Raw genomic sequence first — 24,784 nt, forward strand, 5'->3', positions numbered from 1 at the left:
TCGGCCGGGTCGAAAAAGGGGCCCGCCTCGACCACCGCGACCTTGAGGCCCGCATCGGCCAGTTGCTTGGTGGCCATACCGCCACCTGCTCCAGAGCCTACGATGATAACATCATAGAGCTCAGGTGATTCTTTAATCTGCATAGGTTCTTTGCTTTTGTTAGTAGTTCGATTCGATTGAGATTCGAAAAATAACAATAGTTCGGGCCTGTCTATAGTAGAGGTCGCAAAAGCCTATGCAAATTCAAGAATTTTATAGGTTTTGCATCGAAAAGGGAATCATTTTAACTGCTTGGTCTGAATTACGTTATGAAGAACCGGGTTCTGATGATAGGGGTGGGGTCGGCGTTGTTTAAATATTTACTTTCGCCCTGTTTCCCTCCCAGCCTTTATCGAACAATAGCATGAGCTCTTTTACCAACTCAGGACGGTCTTTGGCAATGTTTACGGTTTCCGCTGGGTCCTTATCGTGGTCGTAGAGTTCTATGAACACAGGTTCGGCATCTTTATCGGTATAATCTTTCCATACGATAAAACGGTAGTTTTTGGTCCGCATGGAATACCCCATTAAGCGATTTTCGAACAGATCGCGGTCCCATTTTTCACCTTGTTGCGTTTTAATACGGCCTTCAACCTCTTCTATTAATGGCCCAAAGGAAGTTTCACGCATTCCTTTTGAAAGTGGATTGGCGGCCCATTCCCTTAGTGCAGGTGTTGGAAACTGCGAAAAAACAGCGGTCTTCCATTCTTGCTCGGGGTTGGAAAGCAAAGGGACAAAACTTTGGCCTTCCAAAGTATTGGGTTTTGAAATGTCGGCAAGGTCACATAGGGTCGGATACATATCTACCAATTCCACAAGGGCATCCGTAGCTTTCCCGCGGTTTTCTTTTGCCATATCTGGGGTCCAGATGATCAATGGAACCCTAGTGGCAATTTCATAATTTGTAGCCTTTCCCCATATGCCCATATCGCCTAAATGCCATCCGTGGTCACTCCATAAAATAATGATGGTATTGTCCCTTATTCCCGCTTCGTCGAGGGCACTGAGCATACGGCCGATTTGTGCATCGACATAACTTACACAGGCCAAATAGGCATGCTTTAGCTTTATGGCTTGCTCGGGAGGGATATCTCCTTTTTTAGGAATTCCGGCCCTGGCCCTTAACTCAAAGGAAGCATGGAGCCCCATGGTGGCTCCGTCTTTTGGGGCTTGATTGTGTTCAGCAAGTTTAATATCAGACGCATCGTACATATCCCAGTATTTCTTAGGGGCGATCCAATCTAGGTGGGGTTTTTTCATGCCCATACCCAAGAAGAACGGTTTTTCCGGGTTTTTCTCAAGCATATCCTTCATAGTGGCAATGGCCAGGTCTGTATTGAATCCATCTTCATAGGCATTGTCGGGAAAATCGGCAAATTCATAAGAGGGACCTTTCCCTAGACCGTTCCTCAACGCATTCTTTCCGTACTTGGCCACCATAGCCTCGCTGTTTTCTTTCTGCATTTTGATATTCTCGGGCAATTTAAATCCAAATTTCACCCCACCTTTATTCAATTCAACGGGCTGTCTACTCCAAGAGAGTTCTGGGTCGTTGTATTTTCCGTGATAGATCTTTCCGGTGTAAACGGTCTCGTAACCATTGGCCTTAAAATGTTGGGGCAGGGTAGCGATATCAGGATTTTTATCCCTGAAATAAGTGAAATTTTCAATAACCTGAATGGTTTCGGGGCGGGCGCCGGTCATTAAACTGGCCCTAGAAGGACTACAGATGGCCTGCTGACAATAGGCATTGTTAAACCGAAGGCCATCCTTGGCCAAAGCATCGATATTGGGCGTCAGGGCAATGTCGGAACCGTAGGCCCCAAGTTCGGGCCTTAGGTCATCAATGGCCAGAAAAAGAATATTCGGTTTTTTTGCTTGCGCTTCCTTTGCGGGCGTAGTAGTGTTTTTGCAGTTTGTGAACAGCCCCAGAAAGATTAGGACTATAATTCGAATGTTCATTTTGTTCGGATTTTATGGAACCAGTTAAAGATATGCGTTAATATATATAAGCATAGCCTGTAGTTTTGTGTCGACTACAAATTAACCTTAAAATTGGCCTCCTTAATTTATGTATTTTATCAAGGGTTGGCACTATCTTAACCTTAAGTTGTTTTTTGTGGAATGAATGTAGGGAGAGATACGACTACTCTTGGGCTTTAGAGGGGGGGGCAACGAATTTGAAGCAGGGCGTATAGACAATAACAGAAATTTATTTAACCTTCCTTAGAATTGTTTTATATTCAGCTCATGCTTAGAGTACCCCACGTTTTTCATCTTTTTTTGGCCTTAATGATATGGGGTACTGTCCCCTTTGTACGTGCACAAGAGAATGCAACTGATTTTGAGATTACGCATTTTCAATTGCCGATAGAGACCGCTGCCCAAGATATACTTGAGGATCGCTATGGTTTTATTTGGATCGCCTCTACTAATGGTCTGTGGCGTTTTGATGGGGGAAATTTTAAAAATTACAGTAAAAACGAGCACGAACAGACAAGTATTACCGATAACCATATCTCGTGTTTGTATGAAGATAGTGAGGGGATCTTATGGGTAGGGACCTATGGTGGTGGTCTCCTAAAATATGATCGGGAGTACGACAACTTTCAACGCTTTATTCATGACGAAAACGACCCTGAAAGCTTGAGTTTTAATGAGGTCAGGGTCATTTATGAAACCGCGGACAACACCTTCTATATCGGTACCGACGGTGGTGGTTTGAACTTGATGAACCGGAAAACGGGAACTTTTAAAAGATACCAGTACAATGCAGACGACCCCGAAAGCATCAGTCACAATAACGTACTCGATATACAGGGGAGTCCTGATGGCCGTCTCTTTATCGGTACATGGATCGGACTTAATATATTTCATGCCGATACGGGGAAATTTACACGCCTTGTCAAAGAGATACCGGGCGGTTCCCACTCCTTTCCCGTATTGGGCTTTTATAACGACCTCATTGTTTCTAACGGCAAGCTGTTTAAGGTAGATAAAAAGAACCGGCTTCATGAGTTAGACTTACTAGAAGACCGGGTAAGTGCCATACAAGCCGACAATGAGAAGAATTGTTGGATAGCGCACCGAGATCAAATAGCTATCGTAGATTCCGATTTCAAAACCAAAAAGGTAATTAGGCTCAACAAGCGCTTCAATGAAGGGTCGTTCTATATAAGACAAATATTCCATAACCCGGCCAAGGAAGATTCTTGGGTATTGGACGGCGCGGGCCACTTTTTTCACATTAAAAAATCACCGGTAATATTCAAGTCTTTTTTAGAATCGGGCAGTAAGGCCAAAATTTTAAAGACTAAAAATAACTATTGGGTATATAGAAACGGAAAGATCAACATCTACAGTAAGAAAGACCAGGTTCTGACCAAAACTCTCGAAGGGTTTACTTACAGGACTTTTATGAGCTCGTATGACAAGGAAATTATATGGGTGGCCGATAACGATTATATTTATCGATATACCGAAGAAGGCGAAACTTTAAGAAAAACAACAAGGAAAACCGCCGAGCTTTTCGGGCTTTTGGAAACGGGTAGCGGACTGGTTTGGACGGGAGAGGTCTTAGGAGCCCGCATTTACGATCCCGCAACGGATACAACCGTGTATTTCGACTGTGATCCCAACGACCCCAATGGTATAGGGTATTTTCACCGGGCAAATGAACTTTTTGAAGATTACAAAGGACAGATATGGATCGGTACCAATGGCGATGGCGTAAAACGCTATGTGCCCGAGAAGAACCAATTTGTACACTATAGGCATGAAATTGGCAATACCGCTACGGTAAACAACAATTTTATAAATGTGATTTTTGAGGATGCCGACCGTACCCTTTGGGTGGGTACAAATTCTGGACTTTGTAGCTATGATCTGCAGAAAGATTTATTTATACAGTACGATAATAGCTTGCTAAAGGATAGGATCATTAACAGCATTGAACAAGATGGGAAGGGGAATTTGTGGTTGGGTACAAGAAACGGACTTATAAAACTAGATGCAAAGAATAATGTGGTTCGTATTTTGAATGAACAAGACGGACTCCTTTCACAGAAAATCAATATTTCAAGCTGTGTTACCGATGATGGCCATATGGTGTTTTCCACAAATGCGGGCCTAATGACCTTCAATCCTGAAAAAGTAGTACCCAGTACCAAAACCCCTTCGGTCTATATTTCTAAATTATGGGTAAACAATGAGTTGGTTTCGCCCAATAGTCCGTACATAAAAAAGAGTATAGAGGTAGAAGACCACTTGCAACTCTCGTATAAAGACCAAAAGATAGAACTCAGCTTTCAGGCCATACAGTACGAAAATGCCCAGCGTTGTCAATACGCCTATAAATTAGAGGGGTTTGATTCTGATTGGACCATGGCCAATGGCACTCGGGCGACCTATACGAACCTACCTTCGGGCCACTATACCTTTCTTTTAAAGGCGACCAATGAAGATGGAATTTGGACGGACAAGATCAAAAGCTTGGATATCGTAGTCACCCCTCCCTTTTGGGAACGCCTATGGGTGCAGATTTTAGGGGGCGTTCTGCTCTTATTGATAGGGGTATGGGGCTTTAGGTTCTTCTTGTTACGGGAACGGACAAGAAATATGTTCGAAATAGAAAAGGAACGGGTATATCAATTCGAGGAACTGGCTCAGATGAAGCTTCGTTTTTTTACCAATATATCCCACGAGCTGAGAACACCATTGACCTTGATAACCTCACCCTTGGATAAGTATATACGCAAAGGGGTCAAACCAGATACCCGGGTCTTGCAAATGATGTATAGAAACAGCAATCGTTTGTTGGAACTGGTGAATCAAATTCTTGATTTTCGCAAACTGGAAGGAAATCAGCAATTGAGAATCAAGCCCCATGACGAACTATTGGTCTGTACAAACATGTATACGGCCTATGAATACTGGGCAAAAGAGAAAAACATCCATTTTAACTGCGAGGCTTCCGAAACCGATTATACCCTTTATTTTGACGAAGATGTCATTGAAAAAATAGTGACCAATCTCGTTTCCAATGCCTTTAAGTTTACGCCTAAAAACGGTGAGATTAATTTAAAGACTTCCTATGCCGACCTTGAGACCGATGACGACGATAAAGTGGTAAGCGGAAAATTGGAAATTGAGGTTATAGACAATGGGGCCGGCATTCCTAAAAAATACCAAGAAAAGGTATTTGAACGCTTCTATCAGTTAGACGAAAACCCGAATAAAGGCTATAGTAGTGGAATAGGACTTTCCCTTATCTCAGAATTGGTAAAGCTTCATCAAGGAAGGATCAAATTGAAGAGCGAAGAGGGAAAAGGATCGCATTTTACGATTACCGTGCCTATTGGTTATAAAGATTACGAGGTAAACGTAAAGGAAGTTCCCGTTGTTTCGACGGAAACGGCATCAGGCGAGACCGTTGTGCTTCTGATCGAAGACAATGAGGATATCCGTAATTATTTGACCACGGAACTGTCGGACGATTACGTAATTCTTCAGGCAGACAATGGAAAGGACGGTTTTCAATTGGCCTTGGAACATATTCCCGATATTGTAATCAGTGATATTATGATGCCCTTGTTCGATGGTATTCAAGTAGCGAACCAGTTAAAGGCGAATGAACTGACCGCCCATATTCCCTTGATGTTTTTGACCGCTAAAACAGGATTGGAAAATAAATTAAAAGGATTGGAAACCGGGGCCGAAGATTATATAGAGAAGCCTTTTAACGTTTCCGAAATTAAAATGAAAATCCAGAACCGGATAGAGAGCAGGCAACGCCTTGTCAAAAAATATCAAAAGGAAGACCTGATCGTAGAACCCACCTCTCAGGTAGACCAATATTTGATACGGGTGAACAATGTTATTGACGCCCATCTCGAAAACGCCGATTTTTCAATTGACTTTTTATGCGATGAATTGGCCATCGGACGCTCACAGTTGTATAGAAAGATCCAGGCACTTACCGGTAAGACTATTATTGAGTATATCAATACCTATAAACTTTCAAAAGCTATGCCTATGTTACAGGAAGGGCAGCTGAGTATAAAGGAGATTGCTTTCAGGGTAGGGTATAACGATAACCGGTATTTCAGTCGCATTTTTAAAAAGGAGTTCGGTCATCCTCCATCGCATTATGTACCCGGTAAATAGATTAAGTGTATCTGTTACACAAAAAATGCACCCTTTTGCACAATTAGTCTACATTGAAAAATAGGTAGTTAGGTATTTTTGAGAAGCGCTTGTTGCGCTGCAACTTAAAAATAACCGAATGAAAAACTCCAGACGAAATTTTATCAAACAGTCGGCTTTTGCCGGTGCCGCGCTTTCCGTTCCTACATATAGTTTTGGGATAATAAATAAACCCAAGTTATCCGATCAGATTATTGGTCATGGCGATTTTAAGTATCGCGTTCATAAAGAGTGGGGAAACCTGAACCCGGCAAGCACCCCGGTAAAAAACTGTCATGAAATGGTGATGGATTCCAAGGGAAGGCTCATTATGGTTACCGATGAGATCAAGAACAATGTTATTGTATATGACAAATCGGGCAAGCTATTAAAGACTTGGACACATAACCTGAAATCGGCCCACGGACTGACCTTGTCGAAGGAAGGGGAAGTTGATATGCTCTTTATAACCGATAACGATGGTGCCATTCTTAAAACTACGGTAGAGGGCAGGGTTCTTATGGAGTTGCCCAATCCACACGAAATAGGGGTTTATGAAAAAGACCAAAAGTATCGCCCTACCGAAACAACGGTAGCTCCAAATGGGGATATTTATGTAGCCGACGGCTACGGCTCCGATTTTATTTTACAGTACTCCAAAGACGGTGAATTTATACGGAAGTTTGGCGGACGGGGCTTAGAAGACCATTTGTTCAGTACGGCCCACGGGGTAACGATTGATGACAGGGACCCTAACAACATTACATTGTTGTGTACCTCTAGAAAACACAATTCGTTCAAACGCTATAGCCTTGATGGCAAGTACCTATCTTCTCTTTTTCTTCCAGGGGCATTTGTCTGCAGACCGGTCATAGATGGTGAGAACTTATATTCAGGGGTGTGTTGGTCTAGGTTAAAGTATTTGGAGCAAACCCCCGATTCAGGTTTTGTTACCATTTTGGATAAGAACGATAAGGTTGTTTCCAATCCAGGAGGTACGGCCCCGGTCTATAAAAAAGGAAAGTTACAATTGATGGTACAAGATGTGCCCCTTTTCAATCACTGTCATGATGTTTGTATAGACGATGATAAGAATATATACGTCTGCCAGTGGAACGCCAATAAAACCTATCCTATAAAATTAGAAAGGGTATAGCTTATGAAAAAAACCGTTCTTCAACTTATCATTTTAGGGCTACTTCTGGTTTCTTGTAAGGAAGAGGGGCAATATGCTTCCATTCCACAGCAAAAAGTTCCCGACATGGTAGATTATAATTTTGATGTTCGGCCCATACTGTCGGACAAATGTTTTAATTGCCATGGTCCCGATGCCAATAAAAGGTCGGCAGACTTACGCTTAGATACTCCTGAAGGCGCCTATAAAGCACTGAAAGACTCCGATAAGGAGTTTGCTATTGTGCCGAAGAATGTAGAGAAATCGATGGTCTACCAACGCATTACGGCCAAAGATAGTTCCGACCTCATGCCTCCCTTAGATTCTAACCTAAAGCTGACGCAGTACGAAATAAAGGTGTTGAAGAAGTGGATAGAACAAGGTGCGGTATACGAACCACATTGGGCTTTTATTCCCGTGAAAAAACCGGAAATACCGGAAGTTCCCTCGGATTGGGTGAGCAATGAAATCGACCATTTTATATTGGGGAAACTTGAAGAGGTAGGCCTTGAACCCAATGAAATTGCCGATAAGGAACGCCTATTGAAAAGGGTTGCTTTAGATATTACGGGCTTACCGCCTTCGCCGGAAATGCGCGAAAAGTTCGTTCAGAATGACGCGCCCGATGCTTATGAACAAATTGTTGACGAGTTGTTGGGCAGTGTACATTATGGCGAAAAAATGGCAAGCCACTGGTTAGACGTGGCCCGTTATGCCGATTCCCACGGCTTTCAGAACGACCAGTTGCGTACCATGTGGCCCTGGAGAGATTGGGTCATTCACGCCTTTAACGAAAACTACAGCTACGAAAAGTTTGTAACCTACCAATTGGCGGGAGATCTGATGCCGAAGAAAAATATGGAGACCATTTTGGCAACGGGCTTTAATCGAAATCATAAAATAAACCAAGAGGGCGGTATTATAGAGGAAGAGTTTAGGATCGAGAACGTAACCGATAGAACCAATACCTTCGGTAAGGCCTTTTTAGGCCTGACCTTAGAGTGTGCCAAGTGTCATGATCATAAGTACGATCCCATTTCGCAGAAAGACTACTTCAATACTTTTGCCTTTTTCGACAAGGTGATACATCGTCCTAAATCTATGGGGGAAGTATTGGCAGAGCCCCCCTTGATTACCATTACCGATGAGGTAATCGATAAGGAACTTCCGTTCATAAATAAAAAAGAACCGGAGGATGTAGATGTCATGGTAATCGAAGAGAAACCCGACATTAGAACGACCCATGTATTGAACCGAGGGGTCTATGATGATAAAGGGGAGATTGTTGAACCATCTCCCCCCGAAGCCGTCATGAAGTTTGACACCTTGGTTTACGAACGTAATCGCCTAGGACTAACCAAATGGCTTTTTGATGAAAGGAACCCCCTGACAAGTAGGGTTTTTGTCAACAGGGTATGGCAGGAAATTTTTGGTGAAGGTATTGTGAGGTCTTCCGGCGATTTTGGAATGCAAGGCGATTTGCCTACGCACATTGGCCTGTTGAACTGGCTTTCCGCAGATTTTATGGAAAATGGATGGGATATGAAACGTTTGGTGAAACAGATAGTCATGTCTTCCACTTACAAGCAGTCTTCCGTGGTCAGTAACGAAAAGTTGACTATAGACCCCGATAACCGTTACCTGTCGCGTATGTCTCGCTTGCGTTTTAATGCAGAGATGATACGGGATCACGCCTTGGCAACGAGCGGATTGTTGAACCCCGAAATAGGTGGGCGTAGCGTAAAGGTCTATCAGCCCGACGGTATTTGGGAAGCGGCAAGCTCTGGGCGTGGTATTTTGGCCAATTATGTTCAAGACCATGGCGAAGACCTGTATCGACGGGGTATTTACGTTTTTATAAAACGAACCACCCTCCCTCCGGTACAATTGACCTTTGATGCGGCCACACGTGATCAGTGCGAGGTAAAAAGACAATCTACCATGACGCCGCTTCAGGCGCTTATCGCCCTGAACGATCCGACCATCTTGGAGGCGTCCCGGGTATTGTCGGAAAGATTGATACAGGAAGAAAGTAGCTTCGATGAAAAAATAGAAGCCGCCTTTGTCCGCATTTTATGCCGAAGCATTAAACCCCAAGAAAAGGAAATGCTGGTCGGTTATTACCATGACCAGGAAAAGGCATTTGCAAGCGATAAGCAGAAAGCAAGAGATTTTATTGAAGTCGGCGAGTACCCTATTTTAGAAGATAGGGATGAGGTTAAAGTGGCGGCACTTATGCAGATCATTCACACGATTTACAATCTAGAGGAAACAATAGTAAAAGGATAAAGGTCAATCAAGAGATATGGATAAAGAAGTTGTTGAGCATTATTTGAATACGAACCGAAGACATTTTTTAGGAAAAATGGCCATGGGAATGGGCGGCGTGGCCTTAGGGTCACTTTTAATGCCCGATCTATTGTCAGGCAAGAAAGCCGCTGAAGAACAGCTGCCTTTGGGGCTAAAGCACTTTGCGGCAAAAGCCAAACGGATCATTCTATTGGTGCAAAATGGGGCACCTTCCCAATTGGAAAGCTTTGACTACAAACCTAAGTTGAACGATATGTTCGGTCAAGAGCTTCCCCCTTCCATTCGGGGAAACCAAAAATTAACGGGCATGACCGCAGGTCAAAAGTCCTTTCCTTTAGTGGGGTCTAAATTCAGCTTTAAGCAGTATGGCGAATCAGGAACTTGGGTGAGCGAACTCTTTCCTAATATTGCCAAGATTACCGATGATATTTGCATGATCAAGAGTATGCATACCGATGCGATCAACCATGACCCGGCATTGACTTTTATGCAGACCGGCGCCCAAGTGGGCAATAGGCCCAGTATCGGATCTTGGTTCAGTTACGGACTGGGAAGCGAAAACCAAAACTTACCGGCCTATTGTGTGTTGCTCTCAAAGGGAAAAGGTAATGGCCAAGGTGTATATTCAAAATTATGGTCGAACGGATTTTTAGATAGCTCCCATCAAGGGGTGCAATTGAGTGCCAGTGAAGATCCGATTCTTTATCTGAACGATCCCAAGGGAATGGATAGGGAAACACGCCGTAAGATGTTAGACCACCTGGCTGCCATGAATCAACTGGGCTATGACGAGTTTGGTGATCCTGAAATTCCTGCAAAAATAAAACAGTACGAAATGGCCTTTAGAATGCAAACGGCCGTTCCGGAAATTACGGACGTATCGAAAGAACCGGATCATATCAAAAAACTGTACGGTCCTGACTGTATGGTGCCGGGGACGTATGCGGCCAATTGCCTGCTGGCAAGAAAGTTATCGGAATCGGGTGTGCGTTTTGTACAATTGTACCATCAGGGCTGGGATCAGCACAATAACCTGGTAAGTGAAATCAAAGGCCAGGCCAAAGATGTAGATATGGCATCGGCGGCCTTGATTACCGATTTAAAACAAAGAGGACTGTTAGACGAAACCTTGGTAATATGGAGTGGTGAATTTGGTAGAACGAACTATTGCCAAGGTAAACTGACCAAAGATAATTACGGAAGGGACCATCACCCGCGCTGTTTCAGTATCTTTTTAGCTGGGGGTGGGGTAAAGGCAGGTCTGTCTTACGGAAAGACCGACGAATTGGGTTATAACATTGTGGAAAGTCCGGTACACATTCACGACTTACACGCTACTATAATGCATTTAATGGGCTTAGACCATGAAAAACTGACATATAAACATCTAGGCAGAAGGTTTAGGTTGACCGATGTACACGGTCATGTGGTAAAAGATATTATAGCTTAGATCTATGAAAAAAGCCATTCCGTTTTTTTTGAACGTGCTGTTCTTTCTGCACGTATTGTTGGCATTTTTAGTGCTTTTTGAAGGTCATTTGAAGATTCCTTTTTGGGTGCAGCCCTTGGGGCGAATGCATCCCTTGATCCTGCATTTTCCGGTGGCCTTTATAGTGCTTTTGGTGGTTCTCAACCTCTTCAAAAAACAGCTCGACCCGGTTTCCTTTGAAAAGATAAACTACTCGCTGTTGTTGTTGACCTCGTTTACTACGGTGCTGGCTACGCTTATGGGGCTCTTATTGTCCCTTGAGGGCTACGATTCGGAATTGCTGACGCTCCACAAGTGGGTGGGCATTGCCTTATGTTTTGTTATATACGCCTCGGTTTGGGTATATTCCTGCGGCAAGGTGTTTCGCGTATTGCTGTATACAGGTCTGTTAGGCGTGCTCGTAGGCGGGCATTTTGGGGCAGGGTTGACCCATGGGACCAATTTTCTAATGGAACCGATAACAGCGGCACAAGAGGAAGTCGTAGACGAGAATACGCCCATATATACGGCCTATGTGGCCCCGGTCTTAAAAGCGAAATGCACCAGTTGCCATAATCCTCAAAAACATAAGGGCGATCTAGACCTGACCACCATAGAGGCCATAACCAAGGGAGGCGAAAATGGGGAAGTCTGGCTGGCACATAATGCGGAAGAGAGCCTTTTGTTGAAGAGGGTAGCCCTACCCTTGGAAGACGAAGAGCACATGCCACCTGAAGGAAAGCCGCAATTGACCCAAGAAGAAATTACATTGATAAGTACTTGGATCGAACACGGTGCGGATGATAAGGTTACCTATGCCCAACTACAAGAAAACGATACCCTTAGGCAGTTGGTTGCCGACAAATGGCTGAAATCATTTGAAGAAAAACAATACGCCTTTAATTTCGTGGGCGCCGAAGCCATTAAAGAACTCAACAATCCGTATAGAACCGTGGTTCAAAAATCGCCAACTTCACCGGCGGTAGAAGTTGCCATTTTCGGGCGTAGTGCTTTTAAAGACGAATACTTGAACGAACTTGATAAAATCAAGGAGCAGGTCACTTACCTCAGTTTGGCCAACCTTCCGATAACGAACGGGCATATGAAGTCTGTGGGAAAACTACGCAACCTTGAGCACTTGGTCCTTAATTTTACCGATATCGACAGTGAGGGCATCGGGGCCTTGCAGGGGTGTACCCAGTTGGAAAGCTTGTCCTTATCGGGTACGGCCATAAATGCATCGGTACTCGAACATTTACAAAAGTTGAAAGGCCTGAAGGAAGTATTTGTATGGAACACCCAGCTCAATGCCGATGAAATAGAGCAGTTGAGAACGAAACTGCCCCATGTGATTATCAATGAAGGTTATGTGCCCGACCCGGAAGAAGAATTACGCTTGACCCCACCAACCTTGGTCAATGAGGGAAATATCATTAGTTCCGGCGATTTGATTTCCTTAGGACATAAGATGAAGGGGGTAAGCATTAAGTATACCTTGGATGGATCTCGACCCGATTCTACCTCGGTAGCTTTTGAAAAGGCCTTTCCATTGGATCTGAAAGGAAAAAGACAGCAAACCGTAAAAGCCTATGCTTACAAGGAAGGCTGGTTGCCCAGTAACCCGGTTTCCTATATTTTTTATGATCGAGGTCTGGTACCCGATGCGATAGAGCTCGTTTATCCGGGGGTCTTGAGCTCTTATACGGGCGAGGCCGAAAAAATATTGACCGATGCCATTCGAAGTAACGAAAAAGTAGGCTTTTCAAAATTCTGGGCTTCCTTCAATAAAAAACCGCTGGAGGCCATTGTTGATTTTAGCGTATCGACCCCAAAAATAAAAGAGGTGGTCTTAAGTTGTGGCTTGCACTATAAGCAAAAAAAATCGCCCATCGAGTTTATAGCGATTTGGGCTTCCGATGACAAGGAAAATTGGCAATTGATAAAGAAGGAAGGCTTTGCGAATGAAAGCAATCTTGACCGGCTTAAGGAGATATCGATCCAGCTTCCAGAGCAATCGTATAAATACCTAAAAATAGTGGGCCAACCTAAAAAAGACAACACCTTGAGGGTGAACCAACTCTTTTTCTTTTAAATATAAAGCGTTTTCTAGGCGATAGGCACGGTAGATTCACGTTCGATCATAGTGGTTTTGATAACCTCGGTCTCAAAGGTATTTCCACTATCGTTCTGTTCTATTCTTTTGACCAATTGCCTAGCGGCCCTTTCTCCCATATGATAGCCATGTTGGCTGATCGAGGTAAGGCTGGGCCGTACATATTTGGGAAGTACCCCGTTGGTAAAACAGATAATGGAAAGTTCTTTAGGGATTTTTATCCCCAATGAATTGGCGGTCAACAAAGAGGTGACACCGGCTTCCTCCTCTAAACCTAAAATGGCGTCAACTTTTCCGGCGGAAAGCAATTTTCTGATTTCGACCTCCATAAACGACTTTTCCAGCTTTTCAAAGATCAAGCTTTGATCCAGTTCGATGTTATGGTCTTTTAGACATTGGTGATAGCCGTTGATCCGAAGCTTTGAAATCTCAAGGTCTCCCAATAGTGATACTATGGCAATACGCTTACACCCTGATTTTATAAGGTGCTCCGTGGCATTATAGGCCGCCTTGCTGTCGTCTATGGTGACCTTGTCACAGTTGAGTTCCGATGATACACGGTCGAACATGACCATTGGTATGCCTTTGTTTAAAAAGGGTTTGAAGTGGTCGATGTTGTTCAGCTTTCCGGTTTCTTCCGCCAAGGAAACCAAGAGTCCCGATATGGCTCCTTTGCGGAGCATTTCGGTAATGGCTACTTCCTTTTTATGCGATTCGTTAGAGATGCACGCGATCATGTTATACCCGTGGTCGTTCAATACTTTTTCAATACCACTAATCGCCTGGGCAAAGAAATAGTTGAGAATGTTGGGTATGATGACCCCCACCGAGTGCGATGGCTCTTTTCTAAGATTGATGGCGTTTAGATTGGGGCGGTATTTGTGTTTACGGGCATAGGCAATGATCTTGGCCTTGGTACGGGCACTTATCTCATGACTGTCGTTAAGGGCCTTGGATACGGTAGATTTTGATACCTTAAAATGTTTGGCGATATCGTCTAGACTTATTTTTCGTTTCATAACTGCATCAAGATACTAAATATCGTCAATAAGATTTTACTTCTTTTTGATCTTCCCGATCGCTAAATTAATATTTACGGCCCCCATTTTTTACGAAACCCATTTCGAAAAATCAACATATTTGTAAATATCTGATTTTTAGAGAATTGTAATTGTGATATTTTGATTTTAAGAATAATTGTATTTCGTATTTTAGTACGTAAACGAATTATCTGCCCCTCGTTTTAAGTTATAGTTTAAATTTGACAAAAGGGCTTGGTTTTTAATACGGTAAAAGCTATTCGGCAAAGTTGCCGTTAAAAACCCTAAGCACTTTCAAACATCGAAAAATTATGTACAGTATAGGTTATGATATCGGAAGTTCGTCAATAAAAGCGGCCTTGGTCGAGGTGGGCACAGGTAAGCCCGTGGCCGTAGTTAGCGAACCCAAAGCGGAAATGGATATTCTTGCCATTAACAATGGTTGGGCCGAACAGGATCCAGATACATGGTGGAAGCACGTTTGTACGGCTACCAAAACACTTCTTTCGGAAAACAATATCAAGCCCGAAGAGGTCACGGGAATCGGTATTTCATATCAGATGCACGGACTGGTAGTGGTAGACAAAGATTTGAAGCCCTTACGGGATTCCATTATTTGGTGCGATAGTAGGGCAGTGGGCATCGGGCAAAAGGCCTTTGATGAACTGGGCAACGACCGTTGTAGCGAAAACCTTTTAAACTCGCCTTCCAACTTTACCGCCTCTAAATTGAAATGGGTCAAGGAAAACGAGCCTGAAACTTTTGATCGTATCCATAAATTCATGCTACCGGGAGATTATATCGCCTGTAAATTGAGCGGTACGATAAGCACAACCTTATCGGGTCTGTCCGAAGGTATATTTTGGGATTTCAAGACCAATAGCCTGGCCACTTGGTTGTTGGATTATTACGGATTGAGCGAAGCACATGTTCCAGAAATCGTCGATACCTTTTCCGTACAGGGTAAAGTTTCGGAACAAGGGGCAAAAGAATCAGGTTTAAAAGTGGGTACGCCTATTTTATACCGTGCGGGAGACCAACCGAACAATGCGTTGTCCTTAAACGTTTTTAATCCCGGAGAGGTAGCTGCAACAGGTGGAACATCGGGTGTTATCTATGCCATTACCGATAACCTTTCGGTTAAGGAGAGCTCACGGGTCAACAATTTTGCCCACGTTAATTATAGCGAAGCCAATCGCTTTGTAGGGAAGCTGCTTTGTATCAACGGGGCCGGTATCCAATACCGATGGTTGTTAAACAGCCTAAGTGTTGCCTCATACGATGAAATGAACGATTTGGCCAATTCGGTACCACAAGGTTCCGATGGTGTAAAAATATTGCCTTTCGGTAACGGTGCAGAACGCATGTTGAACAATATAGATTTGGGAACCAACATTTTTGGTATCAACCTGAACAACCATACCAAGGCCCATTTGTGTAGGGCTTCACTTGAAGGTATTGCCTTCTCCTTTGTTTACGGTATGGAAATTCTTCGGTCAGACGGTATTACCGCCACCAAAATCAGGGCAGGAAACGATAACCTGTTTCGTTCGGAAATTTTTTCGAACACCATAGCGACACTTATCGGTCGTGAAATTGAAATATATAATACCACGGGTGCTATTGGCGCAGCCAGGGCCTGTATTTTACGCGATGGCGACTTTTCAAGCTTCGGCGAGCAGATTATGGCCAATGACTATGTCATGAGCTATAAGCCTTCCGAAGAAAAAGAAGCATTGCAATCCGCATATTCCGCATGGAAAAATGAATTAGAACAATTATTAAAAAACAAGTAACATGGCATTATTAGGAGACAAAGAGTACTTTAAAGGAATTGGAGACATCAAGTTTGAAGGGAAGGAATCTGACAACCCTTTAGCGTTTAAATATTACAATCCCGACCAAGTCGTTGCGGGCAAGACCATGAGGGAGCACTTCAAGTTTGCTATCGCCTATTGGCATACCTTCTGTGGACAGGGTTCAGATCCATTCGGCCCAGGAACACAGAACTTTCCTTGGGATGCATCTACCGATGCCGTTCAGGCCGCAAAGGAAAAGGCGGATGCCGCTTTTGAATTTATCAGTAAAATAGGATTCGATTATTTCTGTTTTCACGATTTCGATTTGATCCAAGAAGGTCCGACTTTCGCCGAATCGGAAAAAAGACTGGCTACGATTACCGATTACATCAAAGAAAAGAAAGCGGCTTCAGGTATAAAATTGTTGTGGGGTACGGCCAACTGTTTCTCTAACCCGAGATACATGAACGGTGCCGCTACAAACCCTGATTTTGACGTAGTGGCCAGAGCTGGTGGTCAAGTGAAATTGGCTTTGGACGCAACGATCGCCCTAGATGGTGAGAACTATGTTTTCTGGGGAGGACGTGAAGGTTATATGTCTCTTCTAAATACCAATATGGGCCGTGAGTTAGACCATATGGCGCAGTTCTTGACCATGGCTAGGGATTATGCCCGTAAGCAAGGTTTTAAAGGTACTTTCTTTATCGAACCGAAACCTATGGAGCCTACAAAGCACCAGTATGATTTTGATACCGCTACCGCAATCGGCTTTTTAAGGGAATACGGACTTGAAAAAGATTTCAAAATAAATATCGAAGTAAACCATGCTACTCTGGCACAGCACACTTTTCAGCATGAAATGGAAGTTGCCGCCAATGCGGGAATGTTAGGAAGCTTGGATGCCAACCGTGGGGATTACCAAAACGGATGGGATACCGATCAGTTCCCGAACAACATTTTAGAGACTACCGAAGCTATGTTGGTATTCTTACAGGCTGGCGGTCTGCAAGGTGGTGGTGTGAACTTCGATGCCAAGATCAGAAGAAACTCTACCGATCTCGAAGATATCTTCTTGGCCCATATCGGAGGTGCCGATACCTTTGCAAGGGCATTGATTACTGCCGATAAGATCATCACTTCTTCCGATTATACCAAACTACGCGAAAAACGCTACAGCTCTTTCGATTCTGGTAAGGGAAAAGATTTTGAGGCCGGTAAACTAAGCCTTGAGAACCTATATGAGCTAGCACAGGAAAATGGCGAGTTGGAATTGAAGAGCGGAAAGCAAGAGTTGTTCGAAAACATTATCAACCAGTACATCTAAGAAGATAAACTATGAAATTTTTTATTGATACAGCAAATTTAAACGACATTCAAAGCGCCTACGAATTAGGTGTTTTGGATGGTGTAACTACCAATCCTTCCTTGATGGCCAAAGAGGGCATTACGGGAAAGGACAATATTTTGAAGCATTACTTGGCCATATGTGAAAAGGTTGAAGGCGATGTTTCCGCTGAGGTTATCGCAACCGATTATGAGGGCATGATCAAAGAAGGTGAGGAATTAGCGGCTTTACACCCACAGATCGTGGTTAAGTTGCCCATGATCGCAGACGGGGTCAAGGCTTGTAAGTATTTTTCCGATAAAGGAATAAAAACAAACGTTACGCTAGTGTTTTCCGCAGGTCAGGCCTTATTGGCGGCCAAGGCCGGCGCTACTTACGTTTCCCCGTTTTTGGGGAGGTTGGATGATATCTCTACCGACGGTTTGCGATTGATCGAAGAGATCCGTTTGATCTATGACAACTACGGTTTTGAAACGGAGATCCTATCGGCTTCCGTAAGGCATACCATGCATATCATCAATTGTGCAAAATTAGGATCAGATGTAATGACCGGGCCTTTATCGGCCATCGAAGGTCTACTAAAACACCCTTTGACCGATAGTGGTTTAGAGAAGTTCTTGGCAGATTATCAAAAAGGTAATGCATAGGTAAACCAATGAAACCCCACCATAGGGTTGGTCTAAAAAAGTTTACGTTCGATTTCAATATATGATATTGCCGATGGTCTTGCTATCGGCAATATTGTTTTTGCCCCATTTTTTAATTTTTCGACTGACAACCAATAATTCAAAGCTGATATCATGAAAAGCAAGATAACGCTAGTACTGTTGATGTGCTCCATGGGTATATGGGCACAAGAAGTCAAAGTTGACCAAGCTTCTTGTCTAAAAAGGTATACAGGTGAATGGGTGAGTTCGGTTTCTCCCGAATCGAACGAGATCGGGAAAGAACCACAAATAAAAATGGTAAACGTGCCGAAAATGGATGGTACGGCCTTACAGGTCGAAGTGCTTCAGCTACGTGATGGGGCATATACGCCCATTTTGGTAGAATTGATAAGCTACGATAGTTTTACGGACAAAATTGTGGCCTTGGGACAGAATGAAAAAGGGGAATGCTTTTCGGGCATTGGGTCATTCTCGGATAGGGATAACTGGCTAATGGTGGACCGTAACTTTCAAGGGGCACATACGCAGACCGTGTCTTTTCGGTTTCTGTCCGATACCGTGGTGTATTTGGAAGGGAAGGATACAGCCGGGAAAGTGCTTTGGAAAACCCGTTACATCAAAAACTAATTACCTTATATCTGGGGTGGCCGTCAATGGATCCATTTGTTTGAAATCAACAATTCACCTATCTTCAACCGGGTTGTGAAATGTAGGGGCTCCAAAGCTTCTTCTCAATATATTCTAGTCTTTAAATCGAAGTGTATTTAATATTCACGGAAATGAAATTTGTAAAAGCAGTTTGTAAATTGATTTTATGTGCCTTGTGTGCGCAAGGTCATCTCTGTGCACAGGTTTCCGAATCGGAATACACTTTTGTGAATATCGAGCAAGACAATACGCAAAGAGCCGTCTCCGCTATAGTTGAAGATAGTATGGGACTTATTTGGATGGGGACCAATGGCGTGGGACTTAAAAAGTATAACGGTATTGATTTTATTACGTACAAGCAAGATCTTAATGAACCCAAATCCATAAGTAACTCGCTGATACACACCGCATATATTGATCGCAAGGATAGGCTTTGGGTCGGTACGGAAACAGGTTTGGATCTATACAATAGAGATCTTGATAACTTCGATAAAATAGAGCTTAGGGATGAGACCGTAATAGAAGGCGGTGTACTTATTAGGGCCATTCAAGAAGGCATCAACGGAGAACTTTTGGTGGGCTCCCATTACCATGGAATGTTTAGGGTCGATCCGTTAAGCTTACGTAGTGAGTCGATCCCTATTCAGTCTACCATAAATAAATCCGTCATTCAGATCAACTATATTCTAAAGAGTGTTACGGGAAAAATATACGTGGCTACAAATTACGGTCTTTTTGAGTATGACGGTATCAAGTTGAGCCCTTCACAAATAGTGAATGAGAAAGGCGAAGTGGTAGAAAGTCTATCTCGAAATATAGAGACTTTGTTTCAAGATAAGGATGGGGCCATTTGGTTGGGGACTTTGTCGGATGGATTGATAAAAATAAAATTACTGTCTTCGAACAAGTATAAGGTAGATTCCCTCGGACTTACCCAAGAAAGGGTATTTTCCATTGCCCAAGCGGCAGATGGCAATATCATTTGCGGTACGGAAAACGATGGACTTTTTGTACTAAAGGCAGATGGAAGCTTGATCAAGAACTATCGCTACGATAAGTTTGATGTGAATAGTATCAAATCCAATTCGATATGGACGGTTTTTATAGACGGCCAAGAGCGTATTTGGATCGGTTACTATAACAAAGGGGTCGGGGTTTACGATACCCTCTATGATAAATTCAAGGATATCGAGAGTTCGGCCAACTTGAACAATTCATTGCAATTGCCATCCGTCACGGGTATTGTCAGTGATAAAAAAGGCAGATTGTGGATCGGTTTAGACGGTGGCGGCATCGATGTGTACGATTCGGAAAGCAAAAAGATAGTCCACTTAAAAGACCCTGAAAACCCTATAGCAACGAACCTGCATGCAGCGGCCGTTGCGGGTATGTTTTTCGACAGCAAAGGCAATCTATGGGTGGGTACGTGGAATTCAGGAATCTATCTCCTGAAAAAAAATACTTCCACGTTTATAAATTATAAAACTTCAAATACCGAGGGGGGACTAACCAGTAACCGTATCATGACCTTTGACGAGGATAAAAATGGTATCATATGGATTGGCTCCTATGTAACGGGCTTGCATTCTTATAACCCCCAAACGGAAAAGTTTACCGCTCACAACGAGGAAATCTTTCACGACCTGATTCCGAGCCATGGGGAGGTGCGTAAAATTTTGGTAGATAGTAATGACTTTATCTGGTTGGGTACGACTGGGGGCTTGTATAAAATCCCCAGTAATTTTTCTGCCGGTGACAAGGCGATTTCCTTGGTGGATCGTATGCATGAAGATACAGGGCGACAATTGATCGTCGATAGAATTGTATCCTTATTTGAAGATAGTCGGAACATACTCTGGATCGGTACGGATGGCGGCGGCTTGTGTAAATACGACCCCTCTAAAGATACATTTAAGTGGTATGGCGATAGAAACGGTTTAACACAACAGACCATAGCCTCAATTTTAGAAGATGATAGTGGGGCTATTTGGATAGGGGGGAACAACGGAATTTCTAGATTGGATGTCGAACACGAAAACTTCAAGAATTTCGATATCCATGATGGGCTCTTGGCCAATGATTTTAATTTCAATTCCATTTTTAAGGATGAATCGGGTATTCTCTATTTTGGAAGTTATGAAGGCGTTAATTCCATAGATCCCGAAAACCTGAGTTTTAATGACGTAAAACCAGAGGTTTATTTCACCGATTTTAAGCTTTTTAACAAGTCCGTGGTTCCCGGTACTCAAAAATCGCCCTTGGAAAAGGTGATAGACCGAACAAAGGCTATAAGCCTTACGCACGATCAGTCGGTTTTTACCATAGAATATGCGGGCATTAATTTTACAAGGCCCAAGAAGAACCAATACGCCTATTTTTTAGAAGGTTTTGACAATCGGTGGAACTATGTCGGTAAAACCAGAAGTGCTACCTATACGAACCTGCCGCCGGGCGATTACGTCTTTAAAGTGAAGGCCGCAAACAATGACGGGGTTTGGAATAATAGCCCTACGGCATTGAAAATTACGGTGCTATCCCCATGGTGGAGTACAAATACGGCTATCTTTTTATATGTGTTGGCCATTCTTCTGATCACCTACTTTCTAGCGAATTTGGCGAGCCAAAGAATACGTGAAAAACGTATGGTTCAATTTGAACGCGAAAAACGATTGCAAGAAGAGGTGTTGAACGATAGGAAAATTCAATTTTTCACCAATATCTCGCATGAGTTTAGAACACCGCTTACCCTTATCCTCAATCCTTTAGAAGATATACTGACCGATACGGAAAACCAGTTTTCCAAAAAAATAAAGGAAAAATTGGGGACCATCCAAAAGAATACCAACCGAATGAAAAGATTGATCGATGAGCTGATGGATTTTAGGAAGCTTGACATCAATAAATTGACGGTAAAGATATCGGAGTTGGAAGTCATTGCCTTTGTCAGTGAGATTGCGGGACATTTTGAGGAAGAGGCTTCACTAAAAAACATTCTATTTCAGGTAGAATCCGACGAAATGCCGATTACCCTCTGGAGCGACCCTTCCATGCTCGAGAAAATCATATTTAATATTCTGTCGAATGCCTTTAAGATTACCCCTGATAACGGAACCATTACCGTTGGGGTCTTTAGGTGCAATGAAGCAATGGTGTTTCCGCAGGTCGATGATGAAAAACCGGTACAAGCGGTTGAAATCGCCATTGAGGATAGCGGATCGGGAATAAAGAAGGAGGATCTTGAAAAAATATTCGAGCGCTTCTATCAGGCCGAGCATATGAATAGCCAGTATTACGGGGGTACGGGTATTGGCCTTGAAGTGGTCAAGAACTTTATCGACCTGCTCAAAGGAAAAATAACGGTCGAGAGCGAAGAATCCATAGGTACCAAGTTTAGGATCTTCCTTCCCTTGGGCAAGACGCACTTTAAACCTAGTGAACTGTTCTTGGCCCCTGATATCGACCTAGACGATAAACCGGAAGTGAAGCTAGAAGGTGGGCTTCTTGATCAATTGACGGTCGATACCGACAATCAGACCTTACTTGTAGTCGAAGACAATGCGGAGCTGAGGGCCTACCTCAAAAAAGAACTGCGCGAGGAGTATAATGTGATTGAAGCCGTAAACGGAATCCAGGGCCTTGAGATGGCCTTAAAAAGAATACCCGATGTAATCTTGAGCGATGTGGTCATGCCCGAAATGGACGGGTTTGAGTTCTGCAAGCGCGTAAGGGCAGACCTGAAGACCAGCCATATACCGATATTGATGCTTACGGCCAAGACCATGACCGACGATTGGGTACGCGGTATAGATTCGGGCGCCGACGTGTATTTGAGCAAACCTTTTGAAATGAAGGTGCTTCGTGCCCAACTAAAGCAAATGTTGAGCAGTAGACGGGTATTGTTCAATAAATATCTCAATGATTCCAACAATGTAAAAGTACCCGAAAACACTTCGGAGCTCGACAAAGGCTTTATTGCCAAGGTACTCGATTATATAACGGCCAACCTGTCCGATGAAAATTTGAACGTAGAACAATTGGCGGAAGAACTACACCTCAGTAGAAGCCAATTGTACCGAAAGATAAAAGCCCTTACCGGATGCTCGGCCAATGAATTTTTAAGAAAGATCAGACTTGAAAAGGCCAAGCAAATGATAGAGAACGGAAACGAATCTATTAGCGAAGTATGCTTTAAGGTCGGTTTTTCATCACCTTCCTATTTTACCAAATGCTTTAAGGCGCATTTCGGATACCTTCCTACCGAGGTGAAGTAAGATTTTGTTAATTTAAAAACTGTATGCGATTTAATACATTAAGTTGCACTTGTAAAATACTGTAAACAAGGCCATCGAACGTATTAGTTTTGGCTATATCTATTTAACTAATGTAACGCATCCTAGATATGGAAACTATTACTCAAAGTAAATGGTACAATAGAACCACCACGGTAGATGTTTTTATTATTTCTTTTACCTGCTTTAGGTTTTTATGGACTGTAAAAGACAAATATAATCAAGTCTGATACATCCAAAATTCTTTATGGAGTAATGGCTTTCGTTTGCATACTGACCTTGTTGTTTAGTTTATAAGCGCAATACAAGCCTGTAATCCACTTCCCTTTTTACTTCCAATAACACGGACATTTTTGTGGGCATTTTCCGAGGAAGGCCCAAATACTTCGAGGCCATCGCATTTATACCCCCAAAATGCCACAAATATTCTATATAGCGCATCATTTGTAATATACACAGGAAGGGGAATTTCCCGATTTTTATCTTATTGTTAATCACTAGGGCGATAAATTGCACATAGAGCAATTTTGGTAATACCTTAACTAATTTGATAAAATTTTACGATATGCTAAAAACCGCTCTGTTATTTATAGGAATACTATTGTTTCTACTTGGTTGTGGAAAAGTCAAAGAGAATAAGCGAAACACTGAAAACGACCTCAATAGTCTTAAAAAACTTTATGAAGAGAACTTTTACATTGGTGCGGCGGTGAACGATCAAATAGTCACGGAAAAAAATGCCAAGGCCTTAGGTGTTTTGAAGAAGGAGTTCAATAGTATTAGTCCGGAAAATGTCATGAAATGGGCAGAGATCCACCCGACTCCCGATTCCTTTTATTTTGATATGGCCGACAAATATGTGGCCCTGGGGCAAAAGAACAAAATGCACATTGTGGGGCATACCTTGTTATGGCATAGTCAAATCGGACCTTGGATGAACTCGGTCAAAGATAGCGCCACCATGGCCAATTACATACGTGACCATATCAACACCGTGGCCACGCGTTACAAAGGTAAGATCGATAGCTGGGACGTGGTCAACGAAGCCTTAAATGAAGATGGCTCTTTACGGGAATCGATTTTTTTAAAGGTAATAGGGGACCGTTATTTAGACATGGCCTTTAAACTTGCCGAAAAAGCCGATCCGGAAGCTAAGCTTTATTATAACGACTACAATATGTGGAAGCCCGAAAAAAGGGCGGGGGCCATTCGCGTCATCGAGAATCTACAGAAAAACGGAATCAAGATCGATGGGGTAGGTATGCAAGGCCACTGGAGCCTGACCGAACCGTCGCTGGAAGAAGTGGAAAACAGTATCATAGCCTATGCGAACTTGGGGATAAAAGTCGCCATTACGGAGCTTGACGTTACCGTGTTGCCCAATCCTTGGGAACTTGAGGGTGCCGAGGTCAGCCAGAATTTTGAAAATAGCGAAGAAATGAACCCTTATCCAGAAGGTTTGCCCGATTCCGTTCAAGTGCAATTGGCCGAGCGTTACCGCAATATTTTTAAACTCTTCCTCAAGCATAGCGATAAAATTGATAGGGTGACCTTTTGGGGGATCAATGACCAAAGTTCTTGGCTGAACAATTGGCCTATAAATAATAGAACCAACTATCCGCTATTATTCGATAGGGAGTACCAAACTAAAAAAGCATATGACGCGGTCGTTCAACTCAAGATCGATTCAACCGACCAACACTAAATA

Annotated in this window: 14 protein-coding genes; 11 read left to right on the forward strand and 3 right to left on the reverse strand. The window is 43.1% G+C overall.

Annotation, left to right across the window (positions count from 1 at the left end; translation table 11 throughout):
• Together BW980_RS22310 and BW980_RS08560 are read right to left on the reverse strand one after the other, a co-directional pair.
• Positions 1 to 143 (reverse strand): FAD-binding protein (locus BW980_RS22310; RefSeq protein ID WP_139327670.1); only part of this gene is annotated, 143 nt, incomplete at its 3' end.
• 208 nt (positions 144 to 351) lie between these two features.
• Positions 352 to 2,001, reverse strand: a complete 1,650-nt coding sequence (locus BW980_RS08560; RefSeq protein WP_076454815.1) for a sulfatase — start codon at positions 1,999 to 2,001, stop codon at positions 352 to 354.
• 288 nt (positions 2,002 to 2,289) lie between these two features.
• On the opposite strand from BW980_RS08560, the gene BW980_RS08565 reads away from it, so the two are divergent.
• From BW980_RS08565 to BW980_RS08585, 5 genes are all read left to right on the forward strand, one after another.
• Positions 2,290 to 6,204: a hybrid sensor histidine kinase/response regulator transcription factor gene (locus tag BW980_RS08565; protein WP_083690436.1), complete on the forward strand. Its 3,915-nt coding sequence runs from the start codon at positions 2,290 to 2,292 to the stop codon at positions 6,202 to 6,204.
• A 118-nt stretch (positions 6,205 to 6,322) separates the two neighbouring features.
• A complete protein-coding gene (locus tag BW980_RS22315) occupies positions 6,323 to 7,378 on the forward strand; it encodes an NHL repeat-containing protein (RefSeq protein WP_076454820.1) in 1,056 nt (351 codons plus the stop codon).
• A 3-nt stretch (positions 7,379 to 7,381) separates the two neighbouring features.
• Positions 7,382 to 9,685, forward strand: coding sequence for a PSD1 and planctomycete cytochrome C domain-containing protein (locus BW980_RS08575; RefSeq protein ID WP_076454822.1), 2,304 nt, complete (start codon positions 7,382 to 7,384; stop codon positions 9,683 to 9,685).
• 16 nt (positions 9,686 to 9,701) lie between these two features.
• The gene (locus BW980_RS08580) at positions 9,702 to 11,156 is read left to right on the forward strand and encodes a DUF1501 domain-containing protein (protein ID WP_076454824.1); all 1,455 of its coding nucleotides are present in this window, start codon (positions 9,702 to 9,704) and stop codon (positions 11,154 to 11,156) included.
• 4 nt (positions 11,157 to 11,160) lie between these two features.
• On the forward strand, positions 11,161 to 13,266 hold the full coding sequence (locus tag BW980_RS08585) for a c-type cytochrome domain-containing protein (protein ID WP_076454826.1): 2,106 nt from the start codon (positions 11,161 to 11,163) through the stop codon (positions 13,264 to 13,266).
• A gap of 14 nt (positions 13,267 to 13,280) precedes the next feature.
• Here BW980_RS08585 and BW980_RS08590 read toward each other — a convergent pair whose 3' ends face one another.
• A complete protein-coding gene (locus tag BW980_RS08590; RefSeq protein ID WP_076454828.1) occupies positions 13,281 to 14,306 on the reverse strand; it encodes a LacI family DNA-binding transcriptional regulator in 1,026 nt (341 codons plus the stop codon).
• Positions 14,307 to 14,638: 332 nt separating this feature from the next.
• On the opposite strand from BW980_RS08590, the gene BW980_RS08595 reads away from it, so the two are divergent.
• The 6 genes from BW980_RS08595 to BW980_RS08625 all read left to right on the forward strand — a co-directional run bounded on the left by BW980_RS08595 (position 14,639) and on the right by BW980_RS08625 (position 24,781).
• Positions 14,639 to 16,123 carry a xylulokinase gene (locus BW980_RS08595; protein WP_076454830.1) on the forward strand — a complete coding sequence of 495 codons (1,485 nt, stop codon included), beginning with the start codon at positions 14,639 to 14,641 and terminating at the stop codon, positions 16,121 to 16,123.
• Position 16,124: 1 nt separating this feature from the next.
• The gene (gene xylA, locus BW980_RS08600) at positions 16,125 to 17,450 is read left to right on the forward strand and encodes a xylose isomerase (protein WP_076454833.1); all 1,326 of its coding nucleotides are present in this window, start codon (positions 16,125 to 16,127) and stop codon (positions 17,448 to 17,450) included.
• A gap of 11 nt (positions 17,451 to 17,461) precedes the next feature.
• A complete protein-coding gene (gene fsa / locus BW980_RS08605) occupies positions 17,462 to 18,118 on the forward strand; it encodes a fructose-6-phosphate aldolase (RefSeq protein WP_013991557.1) in 657 nt (218 codons plus the stop codon).
• Positions 18,119 to 18,271: 153 nt separating this feature from the next.
• Complete coding sequence (locus BW980_RS08610; RefSeq protein ID WP_076454835.1) at positions 18,272 to 18,766, forward strand: hypothetical protein; 495 nt, start codon at positions 18,272 to 18,274, stop codon at positions 18,764 to 18,766.
• Positions 18,767 to 18,918: 152 nt separating this feature from the next.
• Entirely contained in the window at positions 18,919 to 23,058 is a 4,140-nt protein-coding gene (locus BW980_RS08615; protein WP_076454838.1) for a hybrid sensor histidine kinase/response regulator transcription factor, read from the forward strand.
• Positions 23,059 to 23,641: 583 nt separating this feature from the next.
• Positions 23,642 to 24,781 (forward strand): endo-1,4-beta-xylanase, encoded by a 1,140-nt coding sequence (locus tag BW980_RS08625; protein WP_076454842.1) that lies wholly within the window; start codon positions 23,642 to 23,644, stop codon positions 24,779 to 24,781.
• The last annotated feature ends 3 nt before the right edge of the window (positions 24,782 to 24,784 follow it).

Source organism: Zobellia uliginosa (assembly GCF_900156625.1).
Classification (GTDB): domain Bacteria; phylum Bacteroidota; class Bacteroidia; order Flavobacteriales; family Flavobacteriaceae; genus Zobellia; species Zobellia uliginosa.

What these genes read in the sequence shown, in the direction of transcription:
- BW980_RS08560 (WP_076454815.1), bottom strand. Translation starts at nt 2,001, where the DNA reads ATGAACATTCGAATTATAGTCCTAATCTTTCTGGGGCTGTTCACAAAC.
- BW980_RS08565 (WP_083690436.1), top strand. Translation starts at nt 2,290, where the DNA reads ATGCTTAGAGTACCCCACGTTTTTCATCTTTTTTTGGCCTTAATGATA.
- xylA (WP_076454833.1), top strand. Translation starts at nt 16,125, where the DNA reads ATGGCATTATTAGGAGACAAAGAGTACTTTAAAGGAATTGGAGACATC.
- BW980_RS08610 (WP_076454835.1), top strand. Translation starts at nt 18,272, where the DNA reads ATGAAAAGCAAGATAACGCTAGTACTGTTGATGTGCTCCATGGGTATA.
- BW980_RS08575 (WP_076454822.1), top strand. Translation starts at nt 7,382, where the DNA reads ATGAAAAAAACCGTTCTTCAACTTATCATTTTAGGGCTACTTCTGGTT.
- BW980_RS08585 (WP_076454826.1), top strand. Translation starts at nt 11,161, where the DNA reads ATGAAAAAAGCCATTCCGTTTTTTTTGAACGTGCTGTTCTTTCTGCAC.
- BW980_RS08625 (WP_076454842.1), top strand. Translation starts at nt 23,642, where the DNA reads ATGCTAAAAACCGCTCTGTTATTTATAGGAATACTATTGTTTCTACTT.
- BW980_RS08595 (WP_076454830.1), top strand. Translation starts at nt 14,639, where the DNA reads ATGTACAGTATAGGTTATGATATCGGAAGTTCGTCAATAAAAGCGGCC.
- BW980_RS22315 (WP_076454820.1), top strand. Translation starts at nt 6,323, where the DNA reads ATGAAAAACTCCAGACGAAATTTTATCAAACAGTCGGCTTTTGCCGGT.
- BW980_RS08590 (WP_076454828.1), bottom strand. Translation starts at nt 14,306, where the DNA reads ATGAAACGAAAAATAAGTCTAGACGATATCGCCAAACATTTTAAGGTA.
- BW980_RS08615 (WP_076454838.1), top strand. Translation starts at nt 18,919, where the DNA reads ATGAAATTTGTAAAAGCAGTTTGTAAATTGATTTTATGTGCCTTGTGT.
- BW980_RS08580 (WP_076454824.1), top strand. Translation starts at nt 9,702, where the DNA reads ATGGATAAAGAAGTTGTTGAGCATTATTTGAATACGAACCGAAGACAT.
- fsa (WP_013991557.1), top strand. Translation starts at nt 17,462, where the DNA reads ATGAAATTTTTTATTGATACAGCAAATTTAAACGACATTCAAAGCGCC.